The organism is Actinomycetospora sp., assembly GCF_055612215.1.
In genome coordinates, this window is record NZ_JBVPVA010001020.1 from 1 (window position 1) to 15,098 (window position 15,098).

Annotated in this window: 14 protein-coding genes and 1 pseudogene; 7 read left to right on the forward strand and 8 right to left on the reverse strand. The window is 73.4% G+C overall.

The genetic code is table 11. The features are described from left to right. Both AC0CYZ_RS27660 and AC0CYZ_RS27665 read left to right on the forward strand, forming a co-directional pair. A partial coding sequence (locus AC0CYZ_RS27660; protein ID WP_472221321.1) for a 1-acyl-sn-glycerol-3-phosphate acyltransferase occupies positions 1-1,500 on the forward strand: 1,500 nt, incomplete at its 5' end. After that, positions 1,487-2,953 carry an HAD-IB family hydrolase gene (locus AC0CYZ_RS27665; protein WP_472221322.1) on the forward strand — a complete coding sequence of 489 codons (1,467 nt, stop codon included), beginning with the start codon at positions 1,487-1,489 and terminating at the stop codon, positions 2,951-2,953. The genes AC0CYZ_RS27660 and AC0CYZ_RS27665, both read left to right, overlap by 14 nt. Positions 2,954-2,963: 10 nt before the next feature. Here the strand turns inward: AC0CYZ_RS27665 and AC0CYZ_RS27670 are convergent, their stop codons facing one another. Together AC0CYZ_RS27670 and AC0CYZ_RS27675 are read right to left on the reverse strand one after the other, a co-directional pair. Then, complete coding sequence (locus AC0CYZ_RS27670) at positions 2,964-3,701, reverse strand: enoyl-CoA hydratase (protein ID WP_472221323.1); 738 nt, start codon at positions 3,699-3,701, stop codon at positions 2,964-2,966. Further along, a complete protein-coding gene (locus AC0CYZ_RS27675; RefSeq protein WP_472221324.1) occupies positions 3,698-4,195 on the reverse strand; it encodes a winged helix-turn-helix transcriptional regulator in 498 nt (165 codons plus the stop codon). The genes AC0CYZ_RS27670 and AC0CYZ_RS27675 overlap by 4 nt, the downstream gene beginning before the upstream one ends. 80 nt (positions 4,196-4,275) lie before the next feature. Between AC0CYZ_RS27675 and AC0CYZ_RS27680 the strand changes: the two genes are divergently transcribed. From AC0CYZ_RS27680 to AC0CYZ_RS27690, 3 genes are read left to right on the forward strand one after another with little or no spacing between them, the layout of a single operon-like run. Beyond that, complete coding sequence (locus tag AC0CYZ_RS27680) at positions 4,276-5,139, forward strand: alpha/beta fold hydrolase (protein ID WP_472221325.1); 864 nt, start codon at positions 4,276-4,278, stop codon at positions 5,137-5,139. Positions 5,140-5,173: 34 nt separating this feature from the next. After that, positions 5,174-7,030: an alpha/beta hydrolase family protein gene (locus tag AC0CYZ_RS27685; protein ID WP_472221326.1), complete on the forward strand. Its 1,857-nt coding sequence runs from the start codon at positions 5,174-5,176 to the stop codon at positions 7,028-7,030. Then, positions 7,027-7,782, forward strand: a complete 756-nt coding sequence (locus AC0CYZ_RS27690; RefSeq protein ID WP_472221327.1) for an HpcH/HpaI aldolase family protein — start codon at positions 7,027-7,029, stop codon at positions 7,780-7,782. The genes AC0CYZ_RS27685 and AC0CYZ_RS27690 overlap by 4 nt, the downstream gene beginning before the upstream one ends. 10 nt (positions 7,783-7,792) lie before the next feature. Here the strand turns inward: AC0CYZ_RS27690 and AC0CYZ_RS27695 are convergent, their stop codons facing one another. After that, positions 7,793-8,356 carry a TetR/AcrR family transcriptional regulator gene (locus tag AC0CYZ_RS27695; RefSeq protein ID WP_472221328.1) on the reverse strand — a complete coding sequence of 188 codons (564 nt, stop codon included), beginning with the start codon at positions 8,354-8,356 and terminating at the stop codon, positions 7,793-7,795. A gap of 80 nt (positions 8,357-8,436) precedes the next feature. On the opposite strand from AC0CYZ_RS27695, the gene AC0CYZ_RS27700 reads away from it, so the two are divergent. Next, complete coding sequence (locus AC0CYZ_RS27700; RefSeq protein WP_472221329.1) at positions 8,437-9,357, forward strand: SDR family oxidoreductase; 921 nt, start codon at positions 8,437-8,439, stop codon at positions 9,355-9,357. 144 nt (positions 9,358-9,501) lie between these two features. On the opposite strand, the gene AC0CYZ_RS27705 is transcribed toward AC0CYZ_RS27700, so the two are convergent. From AC0CYZ_RS27705 to AC0CYZ_RS27725, 5 genes are all read right to left on the reverse strand, one after another. Beyond that, on the reverse strand, positions 9,502-9,978 hold the full coding sequence (locus AC0CYZ_RS27705; RefSeq protein WP_472221330.1) for a Dps family protein: 477 nt from the start codon (positions 9,976-9,978) through the stop codon (positions 9,502-9,504). A gap of 121 nt (positions 9,979-10,099) precedes the next feature. Further along, on the reverse strand, positions 10,100-11,590 hold the full coding sequence (locus tag AC0CYZ_RS27710) for a catalase (protein ID WP_472221331.1): 1,491 nt from the start codon (positions 11,588-11,590) through the stop codon (positions 10,100-10,102). 115 nt (positions 11,591-11,705) lie between these two features. Further along, entirely contained in the window at positions 11,706-12,758 is a 1,053-nt protein-coding gene (locus tag AC0CYZ_RS27715) for an aspartate-semialdehyde dehydrogenase (RefSeq protein WP_472221332.1), read from the reverse strand. A 9-nt stretch (positions 12,759-12,767) separates the two neighbouring features. After that, positions 12,768-14,033 carry an aspartate kinase gene (locus AC0CYZ_RS27720; protein ID WP_472221333.1) on the reverse strand — a complete coding sequence of 422 codons (1,266 nt, stop codon included), beginning with the start codon at positions 14,031-14,033 and terminating at the stop codon, positions 12,768-12,770. 115 nt (positions 14,034-14,148) lie between these two features. Further along, positions 14,149-14,502, reverse strand: a complete 354-nt coding sequence (locus AC0CYZ_RS27725; protein WP_472221334.1) for a hypothetical protein — start codon at positions 14,500-14,502, stop codon at positions 14,149-14,151. Positions 14,503-14,790: 288 nt separating this feature from the next. On the opposite strand from AC0CYZ_RS27725, the pseudogene AC0CYZ_RS27730 reads away from it, so the two are divergent. Then, positions 14,791-15,098, forward strand: a pseudogene (locus AC0CYZ_RS27730) (2-isopropylmalate synthase); the annotation flags it as partial.

Here is a 15,098-nt window from a genome sequence, read left to right on the forward strand (position 1 = left end):
GCGCGGCGCAGCGGGATCATCTTCATCCGCCGCAGCTTCGGCAAGGACGCGGTCTACAAGGCCGTGGTGCGCGAGTACTTCTCGTGGCTGGTGGCCAAGCGGTTCAACCTCGAGTGGTACATGGAGGGCGGCCGGTCGCGCACCGGCAAGCTGCGCCCGCCGAAGTACGGGCTGCTGGCCGACGTCGCGCACGCCGTGGAGACGCGCCGGACCGCGGACGTCTACCTGGTGCCGGTGTCGATCATGCACGACCAGCTCCAGGAAGTGCACCAGATGGCGGCCGAGCAGACCGGCTCGGCGAAGACCCCGGAGGGCCTGCGCTGGCTCGCCGGGTACGCGCGGGCCCAGCGTCGGCCGGTCGGCTCGCTGCACGTGAGCTTCGGCGAGCCGCTCTCGCTGCGCCAGGCGCTCTCCGTCGCGGGTGATCCGGCGCTGGACCGGGATCCCGACGCCCTCGATCGCGACCCCGGGGACTCCCCCGCCCGGCGCCTCGCCCTGCAGAAGACCGCCTTCGAGGTCTTCGTGCGCATCAACCGCGTCACGCCGGTGACGCCGATCGCGCTGGCCGCCCTGGCGCTGCTCGGGGTGCGCGACCGCGCGCTGACCCTGTCCCAGGTGCGCCGGGTGGTCGAGCCGGTCCTGGACTACGTCGACGCCCGCAAGCTGCCGCACACCGGCGTCGAGTCGCTGCGCACGAACGGCGGGGTCGCCGAGGCGCTGCTGTCGCTGCGACAGGAGAAGGTGGTCAGCGCCTACACCGAGGGCACCGAGCCGGTGTTCTCGGTGGAGCCCGGCCACCACATCGTCGCGGCCTTCTACCGGAACTCGGCGATCCACCACTTCGTCAACCGCGCGATCGTCGAGCTCTCGGTGCTCGAGGTGGACGACGACGACGACGGCCGGGCGGCGCTGGCGGCGGGCTTCACCCACGCCCTCGCGCTGCGCGACCTGCTCAAGTACGAGTTCTTCTTCCCCGACAAGGAGACCTTCCGCGCCGAGCTGACCGCGGAGCTCTCCCTGATCGACCCCGACTGGACCGAGGTCGGCCGGCCGGTGGCCCGCACCAAGGAGATCCTGCTCGCGAGCCGGTTCCTGTGCGCGCACCGCGTGCTGCGCTCGTTCGTGGACGCCCAGTGGCTCTTCGCGGAGCGGCTCGCGGCCTGGGACGTGAACCGCCCGGTGGTCGAGGCCGAGCTGTTCGACGACTGCTCCGCGGTGGGCCAGCAACTGCTGCTGCAGGGGCGCCTGCACGGCCCGGAGGCGTTGTCCCGGGAGCTGTTCGCATCGGCACTGCGTCTGGCGGGCAATAGAGGGCTCGTGGAGTCCTCCGACGACGCCGGCGCGTCCGCGCGCGGCACGACCGCCGAGGCCGAGCGGGCCGCCCTGCTCGCGCGTCGCCGGGCGTTCGCCGACGAGGTCCGCGCCGTGGTCGGGCGCGTCGTCCGCATCGACGAGACCGACGCCCGCAACCGACAGGAGAGCACCGGTGTCCGACCCTGACGTCCCCATCGCCGGGGGCGCCGCAGCCCGACTGCTCGAGGACGTGGCCGCGAGCCCCGAGGGTCCGCAGGTCGGGGCCTTCTTCGACTTCGACGGCACCGTGATCGCCGGATATTCGGTGACGGCGTTCATGCGCCACCACGTGCGCAACCTCGACGTCCGGCCCGGCACGACGCTGCGCACGCTCGCCGCCGGCGCCCAGCGCCTGGAGACCGAGGAGGACTTCCGCAAGTTCCTCGGCATCACCGGGCGCACCTGGGCCGGCCGCACCCCCGAGGAGCTGGAGAAGCTCGGCCGGGACCTGTTCCGCGACGAGATCGGGCCGTCGGTCTACCCCGAGGCCTGGCGCCTCGTGCGCGCCCACATCGAGCGCGGCCACACGGTGGTGCTCGCCTCGTCCGCGACGTGGTTCCAGGTGGGCCCCGCGGCCAAGGCCCTCGGGATCGAGCACACCCTCTACACCGCGCTCGAGGTCGACGAGCACGGCAAGCTCACCGGCCACCCCGAGGGGCGCACGCCCTACGGCGAGGGCAAGGCAGCCGCGGTCAAGGACTTCGCGGCCGCCCACCAGGTCGACCTCGACGCGAGCTTCGGCTACTCGAACGGCAACGAGGACGTGCCCTTCCTCGCCACCGTCGGTCGGCCCACCGCCGTGAACCCGTCGGGCGGCCTGCGCCGCGAGGCCGCCGCCCGCGGCTGGCCGATCGTCGACTTCGAGGGCCGCCCGTGGGCCGGCCCGCTCGAGGTGGCCCGCACCGTCGGGACCTACGCCGGGATGATGGGCGGGTTCGCGACGGGGCTCGGGCTCGGTCTGCTGGGCGGCTCGCGGCGCGCGGGGCTCAACCTGGGCATCGGGCTCGGCGGCGACCTGTCGCTCATGGCCTCCGGCGTGCAGCTCGACGTGCACGGGGCCCACCACATCTGGGACGCCCAGCCCGCGGTCTTCCTGTTCAACCACCAGAGCCAGCTCGACGTGCTCGTGCTCGGCGGGTTGCTGCGCGGCAACTTCGCGCCGGTGGCGAAGAAGGAGCTGGCCACCAACCCGCTGTTCGGGCCGCTGATGCGCCTGCTCGAGACGGCGTTCATCGACCGCGCCGACAACGCGCAGGCCCGCAAGGCCCTCGAACCCGCCGTCGAGCGGCTGCGCTCCGGGGTCTCCGTGGTCATCGCCCCGGAGGGCACCCGCTCGCCCACCCCGAGCCCCGGCCCGTTCAAGAAGGGCGCGTTCCACCTCGCCATGCAGGCCGGGGTGCCGGTGGTGCCGCTGGTGTTCCGCAACACCGGGTCACTCATGGGCCGCAACGCGATGATCATCCACCCGGGCGTGGTGCAGGTGGCCGTGCTCCCGCCGATCGACGTCTCGCAGTGGGATCCGAACGACCTCGACGAGCGGGTGGAGAGCGTCCGGCAGCTCTACCTGGACACCCTCGCGCACTGGCCCGGGGAGGACTGACCGCCCGGGGCTAGCGGCCGACGAACCGCGGGGGCCGCTTCTCCTCGCGGGCGCGCCGGCCCTCGACGAGGTCCTCGCTCGCCCAGCACGCCGCGAACGCCGCCCCGACCGCGTCGAGGGTCTCGGGGTCCCGTGCGTCCTCGAGCAGGCGGGTCACGGCCAGCTTGTTGTAGGCCAGGGTGAGCGGGGCGAGCTCGGCGATCTCCGCGGCCCAGGCGAGCGCGTCCTCCGGCGATCCGGTCCGGTCGACGAGCCCGTGGGCCACCGCCGCCGGGTGGTCGAGCTGCTCGCAGGCCAGCAGCATCCGCCGCGCCGGGCCGCCGCCGACGAGCAGAGCCAGCCGCCGCACGGTCCACGGATCCACGGCGAGCCCGAGGGCCGCCGTCGGGAGCCCGAAGACCGCGCGGTCGGCGCCGACGCGCAGGTCGGCGGCGATCGCGAGCTGGGTCCCCGCGCCGATGGCCGCGCCGTGGACGGCCGCGATCACCGGGACCGGGGCGGCGACGACCCGCTGCAGCATCGCGTAGAGCGCGTCGAGGAATCCGGCGTCGCCGACGGTGTCGAGGTCGGCCCCGGAGCAGAAGGCGCTGCCCTCCCCGGTGAGCACCACCACCCGCGTTCCGCCGGCGACGGCGTCGTCGAGCGCGGCGTGCAGGTCGCGGCAGTGCGCGGTGTTGAGCGCGTTGCGCCGGTCGTGGCGCGCGATCCGCAGCTCGGTCACCGCACCGTGGGAGTGGGACTCGATCACGACACGGCAGTCTGCCCCAGGGCGTCGGCGTAGGCCGCGGCCAGCCGCTCGGTCGCCGACGGGCCGCTCGGTGCGGGGGCGCCGAGGTGCACCGCGCGCAGCTCGGCCATGAACGACGACCACAGCTCCGGGCCGCCGGCCTCCAGCAGCTCCGCGCGCACCCGCAGCGGCTCGTCCGTCGCCCGGTGCCGCAGGCCCCACGAGCCGAGTGCGGCGAAGACCGGGACGAGCTGGATCGCCTGCTCGGTCAGGCTGTAGGTCGCGCGCTGCCCGCGCCCGGCGTCGTCGCGGGTGAGCAGGCCGGACGCGACGAGCCGGCGCAGCCGGTCGGCGAGGATGTTGGAGGCGATCCCCTCCTGGTTGCCCGCGAGCAGCTCGCGGAAGTGCCGCCGGCCGCCGAAGACGACGTCACGCAGCACCAGCAGGCTCCAGCGGTCGCCGAACGCCTCCACGGCCTGGTTGATCGGGCAGCCCGAGCGCGGTTCACGGTCCATTGTGGTTGCACATTACCACCAGTGCACCCTACGGTTCCGGCACTGGTTGCAGAACGCCATCACTCACCCGAGGAGCCTCCATGACCGGACCGCGCGCGAGCACCGTCGAGCGCCCCGACGGCACCACCCTCGCCGTCGAGACCCGGGGCCGCGACGACGACCCGGTGCTGCTGCTGATCGCCGGCGCCGGCTGGTCGCGGGACTGGTGGGACGACGAGCTCTGCGACCGCTTCGTCGCGGCCGGCCTGCGCGTCGTGCGCTACGACCACCGCGACACCGGCGAGTCGACCCACTGGCCGCCCGGCGCCCCGGGCTACACCGGCGCCGACCTCACCGCGGACGCGCTCGCGGTCCTCGACGCGCTCGGGGTGCCGCGGGCCCACCTCGTCGGGCTGTCGATGGGCGGCGGCATCGCGCAGTCCATCGCCCTGACGCTCCCGGACCGGGTCGCGAGCCTCACCCTGATCGCGACCACCGCCGTCGACCCACGCGTCGGCGAGCTGCCCGGCATCGCCCCCGAGCTGGCGGCGCTGTTCGCCTCGAAGACCCCCGAGCCCGACCTGGGCGATCCGGTCGCCGCCGTGGAGGCCCTCGTCGACGGGGAGCGGCCCTTCGCCGGGCCCGACGCGTTCGACGAGGCGCGGATGCGGACGATCGCGCGTCGCGTCGTGGCCCGCAGCCGGGACCTAGCGGCGAGCGCCAATCACTACGCGGTCGTGGGCGAGGCGCACCCGGGCCCCGACGACCTGTCCGCGCTCGCCGGCGTCCCCACCGTGGTCGTGCACGGCGCCGTCGACCCGCTCTTCCCGGCCGAGCACGGGCGGGCGCTCGCCGCGGCGATCCCGGGGGCGACGCTGCTCGAGATCCCGGGGATGGGCCACCAGCTGCCGCCCGCGTCGTCGTGGGAGCGCGTCGTGGGTGCGGTCGCAGCCCAGGCGGCGTGACCCACCGGGATCGTCGGGCGGGCATGATCGGGGCGTGAGCCCGCGCACCGATCCCACGGTCGACGTCCCCGACCCCCTGTTCGCCGACCCTGCCGCGGAGGCCCGCTGGCGCGGCCGGTTCACCGCCGCGCGGATCTCGGTCCCGGACTGGGCCCGGGACGCCCCCGCCCGCAGCGTCTACTCCTCCAACGCCAGCGGCACGTGGGAGGTCTACGCCTGGGACCGGGAGACCGACGCCCACCGCCAGGTCACCGATCGGCCGCAGGGCACCCGCGGCGCCACGGTCTCCGTGGACGGCCGCGACATCTGGTGGTTCGACGACACCGACGGCGACGAGTTCGGGACCTGGGTCCGGGAGTCGTTCACCCCGGACGACACCAAGGCCGAGCCCGCCGTCCCCGGCGCCGAGCGCGGTTACCCCGCGGGCCTCGACCTCGGCCGCACGACGACGGCGATCGGCTGGTCCACCGACGACGGGTCCACCCTCGCCGTCGCGGTGGGTGATGCGGAGCTGCGCACCGTCTACACCCACACCGAGGACGCCGGCATCGGCGCGCTCTCCCGCGACGAGACGCTGCTCGCCATCTCCCACTCCGAGCACGGCGACTCCCGCCACCCCGCGATCCGGGTGCTGCGGGTCGCCGACGGGTCCGCGGTCGCGGACCTGTACGACGGCGAGGGCAAGGGCCTCGACCCCGTCGAGTTCGCTCCGGTCGAGGGCGACACCCGCCTGCTGGTCAGCCACGAGCGCCGCGGCCGCGACGAGCTGCTGATCTGGGACCCGACGACCGGCGTCGAGACCGAGCTGGCGATCGACCTGCCCGGCGACCTCTCCGCCGGCTTCTACCCCGACGCCTCCGCGCTGCTCGTCGCGCACACCCGCGCCGGGCGCACGAGCCTGCACCGCTACGACCTGACGAGCGGCGAGCTCGCCGACCTGCCGACGGCGCCGGGCTCGGTCGGGGGCGCGGACGTGCGGCCCGACGGGTCGGTCGAGTACGGCTGGTCGTCGGCCGAGCAGCCGTCGTCGGTGCGGGTGCTACGTCCGGACGAGACCGACGAGGTGCTCCTGACGCCGCCGGGCGAGCGTCCCGCCCGGTCGGTCCGCCTCGACGACGCGTGGGTGCCCGGCCCCGGGGGCGACGTCCACGCGCTGTACGCGCGGCCCGAGGGCACGAGCGGACCCGTCCCGACGCTGTTCATGATCCACGGCGGGCCGCAGGCCGCGGACGAGGACCGCTACTCCGCGGTCCGGGCGGTGTGGCTCGACGCCGGGTTCGCGGTGGTGCACGTGAACTACCGCGGCTCGTCGGGCTACGGGTCGGTCTGGCGCGATGCCATCGAGGGCCGGCCCGGGACCACCGAGCTCGAGGACGTCGCCGTCGTGCACGCGTGGGCGGTGGAGTCCGGACTGGCGGACCCGCGGGCGTGCGTGCTCGAGGGCTGGTCGTGGGGCGGGTACCTGACGCTGCTGGGGCTGGGCCTGCAGCCCGAGCGCTGGGCCGTGGGCTGCGCGGGGGTGCCGGTGGCCGACTACGTCGCCGCCTACGAGGACGAGATGGAGCCGCTCCGCGCGTTCGACCGGTCGCTGTTCGGGGGCTCGCCGACCGAGGTCCCCGACACCTACCGCACGGCCTCCCCGCTCACCTACCTCGACGCCGTGGCGGCGCCGGTCCTGGTGCTGGCCGGCGAGAACGACCCGCGCTGCCCGATCCGCCAGATCGACAACTACCTCGACGGGCTCGCCGAGCGCGGCAAGGACTACGCGATGGTGCGCTACGACGCCGGGCACGGCTCGCTGGTCGTGGCCGAGACGCTGCGGCACACCGCCGCCGAGATCGCGTTCGTCCGCCGCGCGCTGGGCCTGCCGCTGCCGATCGGGGAGGGGTGACGGTGGAGCTGGCCGAGAAGCTGCGCAGCGGGGCCCGGACCGTCGGCTACTGGGTGCTCTCGGACAACCCGCAGGCGGTCGAGCGGATCGCCGGGGCGGGCTACGACTACGTCTGCTTCGACGCCCAGCACGGCCTGCTCGAGTACCGCGCGCTGCTCGACGGACTGACCGCGCTGGACGCGTGCGGCGCCACCGGCCTGGTCCGGGTGCAGCACAACCACCAGTTCTTCATCGGCCAGGCCCTCGACGCGGGCGCCGCCGGGGTGATCGTCCCGATGGTCGACACCGCCGACGACGCCCGGGCCGCCGTCGCCGCGTGCCGCTACCCGCCGGCCGGGCGCCGCTCGTTCGGGCCGGTGCGCGCCGAGCTGCGGCGGGAGACGACGCCGGCGCAGGCGAACGCCGCCGTGCTCTGCCTGCCGATGATCGAGACCGCCGAGGGCCTGGAGCACGTCGAGGAGATCGCCGCCACGCCCGGCGTGGACGGGCTCTACGTCGGACCCTCCGACCTGCGGCTCGGCCTCGGCGGCGCCGCCCCCGACGACCCCGCCCACGACGACGCGTTCGCCGCGGCCCTGGAGCGCATCAGGGCGGCCGCCGCGTCGGCCGGCGTCGTGGCGGGGATCCACTGCCCGAGCGGGGAGGTGGCGGCGCAGCGGTTCGCCGAGGGGTTCACCTGGGTGAGCATCGCCAGCGACCTCACCCATCTCGAGGAGGCCGCGCGGAGCCACCGGGCTGCCGCCGACGGGTGAGCGAACCGGCCTAACCGGCCGTCACGGCCCGCAGCTCGACCAGCGCCGCCCGGATGCACCCGTCGAGGCTCGCGCCGTCCTCGGCGCGGATCCAGCGCTCGAAGCCCATCCGGAAGACCGCGACGGCGCTCGCCGCGGCGAGGGAGGCCGCGGCGGCGGGCACCCCGCGGCGGCCGAGTCCCTCCGCGATGATGGCGACGAGCCCCTCCATCTTGATGAGCTCCCGCTCGCGCAGCTCCGGATGTGCGTCGATGACCGCCTGCCGGGCGCGGGGGCCGGCGGGGTGGCCGCCGAGGATCTCGGCGCTGGCCTCGACCGCGAGCACCGCGGCGTCCAGCGCGGAGAGGTCGTCGGGCGCGTCGGCGAGCGCCGCGGCGATGTGCTCGGCGAGCGCGTCCTGGCCCGCGAAGAGGACCTCGCGCTTGTCCGCGAAGTGCCGGAAGAAGGTGCGCTCGGTGAGCTCGGCCCGGGTGGCGATCTCGGCCACGGTGGTCTGCTCGAAGCCGCGCTCGGCGAACAGCTCGAAGGCCGCCCGCTGCAGGCGTCCTCGCGCACCCGGCACCCAGCGACCCATGGCTCCATCCTAGTGATGTCAGCGGCTGACATCGAGTGCTACGCTCATGTCAGTCACTGACATAGACCCTGGGAGACATCATGCACGTGTTCGTCACCGGCGCGTCCGGCTGGATCGGCTCCGCGGTCGTCCCGGAGCTCCTCGGCGCCGGCCACACCGTCGCCGGACTGGCGCGCTCGGACGCCTCGGCGGCCGCGCTCGAGGGCGCGGGCGCCTCGGTGGTGCGCGGCGGGCTCGACGACCTCGACCTGCTGCGCGAGACCGCCGCCGCGTCCGACGCCGTCGTCCACCTGGCCTTCAAGCACGACATCGCGTTCTCGGGCGGGTTCGCCGACGCCGTCGGGTCCGACGTCGCGGCCGTCCGGGCGCTCGGCGAGGGCCTCCCCGAGGGGGGCGCGCTCACCATCGCCGGGGGTCTCCTGGGGCTGGCACGCGACGGCGTTCCCGCCACCGAGCGCGACACCCCCGCGGCCGCCAGCATGGCGGCGGGCCGGCAGGTCTCGGCCGACGTCGTGCTGGGCCTGGTCCCGCGCATCCGCTCCTCGGTCGTCCGGCTCTCGCCGACCGTGCACGGCGACGGTGACGCCGGGTTCATCCCGACGCTGATCGCCGGGGCCCGTCGCCGCGGCGTCGCCGGGTACGCCGGCGAGGGATCGGCGCGGTGGACGGCTGTGCACCGCTCCGACGCCGCGCGGCTCTTCCGGCTCGCGATCGAGGTCGCGCCCGCCGGGTCGGTGCTGCACGCCGTCGACGACGAGGGCCTGCGCATCCGCGAGATCGCCGAGGCGATCGGGCGGAACCTCGACGTCCCGGTGCAGCAGGTCGGACCCGAGGACGCCGCCGAGCAGTTCGGCTTCCTCGCGGGCTTCGTCGAGCTCGACAGCCCGGCGACGAGCACGATCACCCGCGAGCTCACCGGCTGGGCGCCGACCGGGCCCGGGCTGATCGAGGACCTCGACAAGGGCCACTACTTCGCCCCGGACGCCGGCACCAAGTACTGAATGAGGGGCACCATCGCTCGGTAGAGCCGGCCGCGGGCGCCCCTCGCCGGAACCCCCGGCGGCACCCCTGAACGACCGGAGGGCCCCCTCGCTCGAGTAGATCGAGCGAGGGGGCCCTTCGGTCAGCACGAGTCGGGCTCGCGGTCAGGCCGTCTTGGCCTGCCACATCCAGTGGGCCTCCTCGAGCTTCGCCGTCTGGGCGATGAGCAGGTCCTGCGTGACCGGGTCGGGTACCTCGGTGGCGGCGATCCGCTCGCGCATGCGCCCGATGAGCCGGGCGAGGGTCTCGACGACCGCGTGGTTCACGTCCTCGACCTTGCGCCACCCCTCCTCGGTGGTGGGCAGGCCGCTGTCCTTGGCGACGGTCTCGGCGCGTCCGTCCGGGGAGACGCCGAGGGTGGCCGCGCGCTCCGCGACCTGGTCGGTGAACGTCCGGGCGAGGTCGACGAGCTCGTCGAGGTGCAGGTGCGCCTCGCGGAAGTTGCTCCCGAGGACGTTCCAGTGCCACTGCTTGGCGGTCAGGGACAGGTCGACGAAGTCGACGACGCTGTCCTGGAGGACCGCGCCCACGCTCTGCTGGGCCTCGTCCGACAGCGGACCGGTGATCGGTGTGGTGGCCATGGGCTACTCCTTCACGGGCCGTTGTTTGGAATGATTCCAGTCTACGGATACCCGAGCGGCCGGGCCACACACACGACGCGGCCCGCCCCCGGGGTGGAGACGGGCCGCGTCGGGATGGGTGTCAGCTCTGGGAGAGGACCTTCTGCTCCTTGCCCGTGAGCTCACGGACACGCGCCTCCACGCGCTCGCCCATGCCCTGGTCGATCGAGCGCCAGTACTCGAACGCCCGCTCGAGGACGTCGTCGCCGACACCCTTCGACAGGTGGCCCGAGACGTTCTCGACGAAGCGGTCCCGCGCGTCGTCGTCCCAGACCTCGAGCATCATGGTGCGGGCCTGCACCTCGTCGGAGTCCTCCGGGTGCGCCACGTAGGCGAGCCGCTGGATCTCGCCGTCGGCGTACCAGGTCGGCGGCTGGATCGTCTCGGTCGTCTGCGGGCCGCCCTTGGAGTTCGGGGCGTACACCGGGTCCACCGCGTTCACCGTGCGCATCGCGCCCGCGACGGTGTAGGGGTGCGCCTCGGTGCCCTGGGGCGAGTTCACCGGGATCTGCTTGTAGTTGACCCCGAGCCGGGCGCGGTGCGCGTCGGCGTAGGAGAACCCGCGGGCCAGCAGCATCTTGTCGGGCGAGAGGCCGAGCCCCGGGGGCTGGTTGTTCGGCTCGAACGCGACCTGCTCGATCTGGGTGTGGTAGTCGACCGGGTTGCGGTCGAGGGTCAGGCGCCCGACCTCCTGCAGCGGGTAGTCGCTGTGCGGCCAGACCTTGGTGAGGTCGAACGGGTTGAAGCGGTAGGTCTTGGCGTCCTCGAAGGGCATGATCTGCACCTTCAGGGTCCAGGACGGGTACTCGCCGCGCTCGATGGCCTCGTAGAGGTCGCGCTGGTGGTAGTCCGCGTCCTCACCGGCGATCTTCGTGGCCTCCTCCTCGGTCAGGCACTCGACGCCCTGGTCCGAGATGAAGTGGTACTTCACCCAGGACTCCTCGCCCTGGGCGTTGATCCACATGTAGGTGTGGCTCGAGTAGCCGTTCATGTGGCGCCAGTCCTTCGGGATGCCCCGGTCGCCCATGAGCCACGTGACCTGGTGCTTCGACTCCGGCGACAGGGTCCAGAAGTCCCACTGCATGTCGTGGTCGCGCAGGCCGTTGCGGGCCAGGCGCTTCTGCGACCGGATGAAGTTCTGGAACTTCATGGGGTCGCGGATGAAGAAGACCGGCGTGTTGTTGCCGACCATGTCCCAGTTGCCCTCGCGCGTGTAGAGCTTCAGCGAGAAGCCGCGCGGGTCACGCCAGGTGTCGGGGCTGCCCCGCTCACCGGCGACGGTCGAGAACCGGATGACGCCCTCGGTCACCTCGCCGGGCTGGAACACGGCGGCCTTGGTGAAGCGGCTGACGTCCTGGGTCACCTCGAAGCGACCGAAGGCGCCGCTGCCCTTGGCGTGCGGCTGGCGCTCCGGGATGCGCTCCCGGTTGAAGTTCGCCATCTGCTCGATCAGGTAGTGGTCCTGGAGGACCAGGGGGCCGTTGGCCCCGACCGTGGCCGAGTACTCGTGGCTCGGTGCCGGGATGCCGGCGTCGTCGGTGGCGACGGGGGTGCGGTCGTTCGCAGAAGTCACTGGCACCTCTCCTGGTGGTGGACGGTGGATCGGTGGTGGACCCCGATGGTTACCCGCTCCGGGTCATCCCGCATGCCGGGCGCGGGCCACCGATCACCACGAGGTGCCGCGACGGTCAGGAGCGGACGAGCTCCTCGGCGATCTCGTAGGTGTTGAGGGCCGCTCCCTTGCGCAGGTTGTCCCCGCACACGAAGAAGTCGAGCGTGTCCGGGAAGTCCAGCGCCTGCCGGATGCGCCCGACGTAGGTCGGGTCCTCCCCGACGACGTCGGCCGGGGTCGGGAACCGACCCTCGCGCGGGTCGTCGACGACCACGATCGAGGGCTGCGCCGCGAACACCTCGCGGGCGTGGTCGACGTCGACCGGTGACGCGAACGTCGCGTGGACGGCGAGCGAGTGGGTCGTCACGACCGGGACCCGCACGCAGGTCGCGGACACCTTGAGGTCGTCGATGCCGAGGATCTTGCGGGACTCGTTGCGGACCTTGAGCTCCTCCGAGGACCAGCCGCCGTCGCGCCACGACCCGGCCCACGGCACCACGTTGAGCGCCAGCGGCGCGGGGAACGGGGACGCGTCGGTCAGGCCCGCCGCGGACAGCGCCTCGCGCACGTCGCCCGCGCGGTGTCCGACGCCCTTGCCGGCGACGGCCGACATCTCCGCCTGCAGCCGGTCGATGCCCTCCTGGCCGGCACCGGAGGCCGCCTGGTACGAGGCGACGACGAGCCCGGTGAGCGTGAACGCCCGGTGCAGCGCCCCGACGGCGGCCATCATCGACAGCGTCGTGCAGTTCGGGTTGGAGACGATGCCCTTGGGCCGGGTGTGCGCGGACGCGGCGTTGACCTCGGGCACCACGAGCGGCACGTCGGGGTCCATGCGGAAGGCGCCGGAGTTGTCGACGGCGATCGCCCCGCGCGCCACCGCGACGGGCGCCCAGGTGGCGCTCACGTCGTCGGGGACGTCGAACATGGCGATGTCGACGCCGTCGAAGGCCTCCTCGGACAGGGCGACGACCTCGACGGACTCGCCCCGGACCGTGAGCCGGCGGCCGGCCGAGCGCGGGGAGGCGATCAGCCGGATCTCCGACCACGGCACCGTCCCGCGGGCGTTGATGATGTCGATCATGACGGAGCCGACGGCCCCGGTGGCGCCGACGATGGCGAGGGTGGTCATGGGGACTCCTTAGCGGCCGGTGCCGGCGTACACGATCGCCTCGGTCTCGCCGCCGAGGTCGAAGGCCTCGTGCAGGGCGCGCACGGCGTCGTCGAGCTGGGTGTCACGGATGAGGGCCGAGATGCGGATCTCGGAGGTGTTCATCATCTCGATGTTCACGCCGGCCCGGGCCAGGGACTCGCAGAACGTCGCGGTGACCCCGGGGTGGCTGCGCATCCCCGCGCCGACCAGGGTCACCTTGCCGACGTGCTCGTCGTAGATGACCTCCTCGTGGCCCACCTCGCCCTGCACCGCGGCGAGCGCCTCGACCGCGCGGGGCCCGTCCTTGACCGGAAGGGTGAAGGTCACGTCGGTCTTGCCCGTCTTCAGGTGCGAGACGTTCTGCAGGACCATGTCGAGGTTGACGTCGACGTCGGCCACGGTGCGGAAGATCCGCGCCGCGAAGCCGGGCTGGTCGGGGACGCCGACGACGGTCACCTTGGCCTCGGACCGGTCGTGCGCGACGCCGGTGAGGACGGCCTGTTCCACGCTGAGCTCCTCGATGGACCCGACGATCGTGGTGCCGGGTTGGTCGGTGTACGACGAGCGGACCCGCAGCGGGACGCCCTCGCGGCGCGCGTACTCCACCGCGCGCAGGTGCAGCACCTTCGCCCCGCACGCCGCCATCTCGAGCATCTCCTCGTAGGTGATGGTCTCGAGCAGCTTGGCGTCGGGCACGATGCGCGGGTCGGCGGAGTAGACGCCGTCGACGTCGGTGTAGATCTCGCAGACGTCCGCCTTCATGGCCGCCGCCATCGCGACCGCCGTGGTGTCCGAGCCCCCGCGGCCGAGCGTCGTGATCTCCTTCGAGTCCGCGCTGACGCCCTGGAAGCCGGCGACCAGCGCGATCCCGTCCTCGGCGAGCGCGGCGTGGATGCGCCCCGGCGTCACGTCGAGGATCCGCGCGTCGCCGTGCTTGCCGGTGGTGATCATCCCGGCCTGCGAGCCGGTGAACGACCGCGCCCGCCCGCCCAGGGCGTTGATCGCCATGGCCAGCAGCGCGTTGGAGATGCGCTCGCCCGAGGTCAGCAGCATGTCCAGCTCGCGCGGCGGCGGACTGGGGTGCACCTGGATGGCGAGGTCGGTCAGCTCGTCGGTGGTGTCGCCCATCGCGGAGGCGACCACGACGACGTCGTTCCCGTCCTTGCGCGTGCGCATGATGCGCTCCGCGACGCGCTTGATGCGCTCCGCGGACTGGACGGACGACCCGCCGTACTTCTGGACGACGAGCGCCACCTGCACCGACCTCCGGCTCTCGGGTACCGCGGGACCTCGGCCCGGCGACCCGAACCGGCCCTCCACCCTAGCCGAGCGCTCCCGGTGATCCGGGCGTCGCGGGGTTCGCCCGGTGTCAGGGGGCGAGCGCGTTGAGGATGCGCGCGATGATGACGCCGATGACCAGCCAGACCACGGCGGCGAGGCCGTAGTTGAGGATCACCTTGAGCGACTCGCTGGCCGGCAGGAACAGGTCACCGATGCCCAGCGTGAGGTTGTTCGCGGCGTCGGCGAAGAACGTCGTGATGCCGTTGGTCGGGTTGGCGGAGGCCACCGTCAGGACCACGTGGATCACCAGGATCGCCGCGAAGATGACGGTGAGGATGCGGATCACCGACGCGGCGAGGGTCAACGACTTGCTCGCGAGGGCCCGGAGGTCCTGCCCCGTGCTCGCCTTGCGCTGCTGACCGGTCTCGGCGTCCTGCGACATGACGCAGATCATGGCACGTCCGCCTACTCGGTGGTAGTCGGCCCGTGACCTGCGGTCATCACGTCCGGGCGGTCCTGCGCCGGGACGGCCGCGGCGGGGCGTCCCTTGCCCTGGTCGGGGGCCCAGGGTCTACCGTGTCGACGATGGTCCGCGTGCTGCTCCTTCCCAGCCGCGGCGGGGCCTGACCGAGACCGGCTCCCCGCCGCGGGTGATGCGCGCTCGCCGGTCGCCCCCGGGCCATCCGCCCGGGATCCCTGCACCGCCGCACGGAGATCACGAGCCATGAGCATGTCCACGTCGATGCCCGACGGGCCCATCGGCGACATCCGCAACACCGTCGTCCATCCCGACGGGGACATCCCCGCCGGGCAGCCCTTCTGGAACACCCAGCGGGCCAGCCACATGCCGGTCCACCGCTACAAGCCGTTCGCCGACGTCGTCGAGAAGGTCTCGGTCCCCGACCGGACCTGGCCCGACACCGTCATCACCAAGGCCCCGCTGTGGGGTGCGGTCGACCTGCGCGACGGCAACCAGGCGCTGATCGACCCGATGTCCCCCGCCCGCAAGCGCCGCATGTTCGACCTGCTGGTGCGCAT

Excerpts from the sequence above, each read along its gene's own strand:
- AC0CYZ_RS27675 (WP_472221324.1), bottom strand. The coding sequence starts at position 4,195 with ATGGACCGTGAACCGCGCTCGGGCTGCCCGATCAACCAGGCCGTGGAG.
- AC0CYZ_RS27680 (WP_472221325.1), top strand. The coding sequence starts at position 4,276 with ATGACCGGACCGCGCGCGAGCACCGTCGAGCGCCCCGACGGCACCACC.
- AC0CYZ_RS27695 (WP_472221328.1), bottom strand. The coding sequence starts at position 8,356 with ATGGGTCGCTGGGTGCCGGGTGCGCGAGGACGCCTGCAGCGGGCGGCC.
- AC0CYZ_RS27700 (WP_472221329.1), top strand. The coding sequence starts at position 8,437 with ATGCACGTGTTCGTCACCGGCGCGTCCGGCTGGATCGGCTCCGCGGTC.
- AC0CYZ_RS27705 (WP_472221330.1), bottom strand. The coding sequence starts at position 9,978 with ATGGCCACCACACCGATCACCGGTCCGCTGTCGGACGAGGCCCAGCAG.
- AC0CYZ_RS27715 (WP_472221332.1), bottom strand. The coding sequence starts at position 12,758 with ATGACCACCCTCGCCATCGTCGGCGCCACCGGGGCCGTCGGCTCCGTC.
- AC0CYZ_RS27725 (WP_472221334.1), bottom strand. The coding sequence starts at position 14,502 with ATGTCGCAGGACGCCGAGACCGGTCAGCAGCGCAAGGCGAGCACGGGG.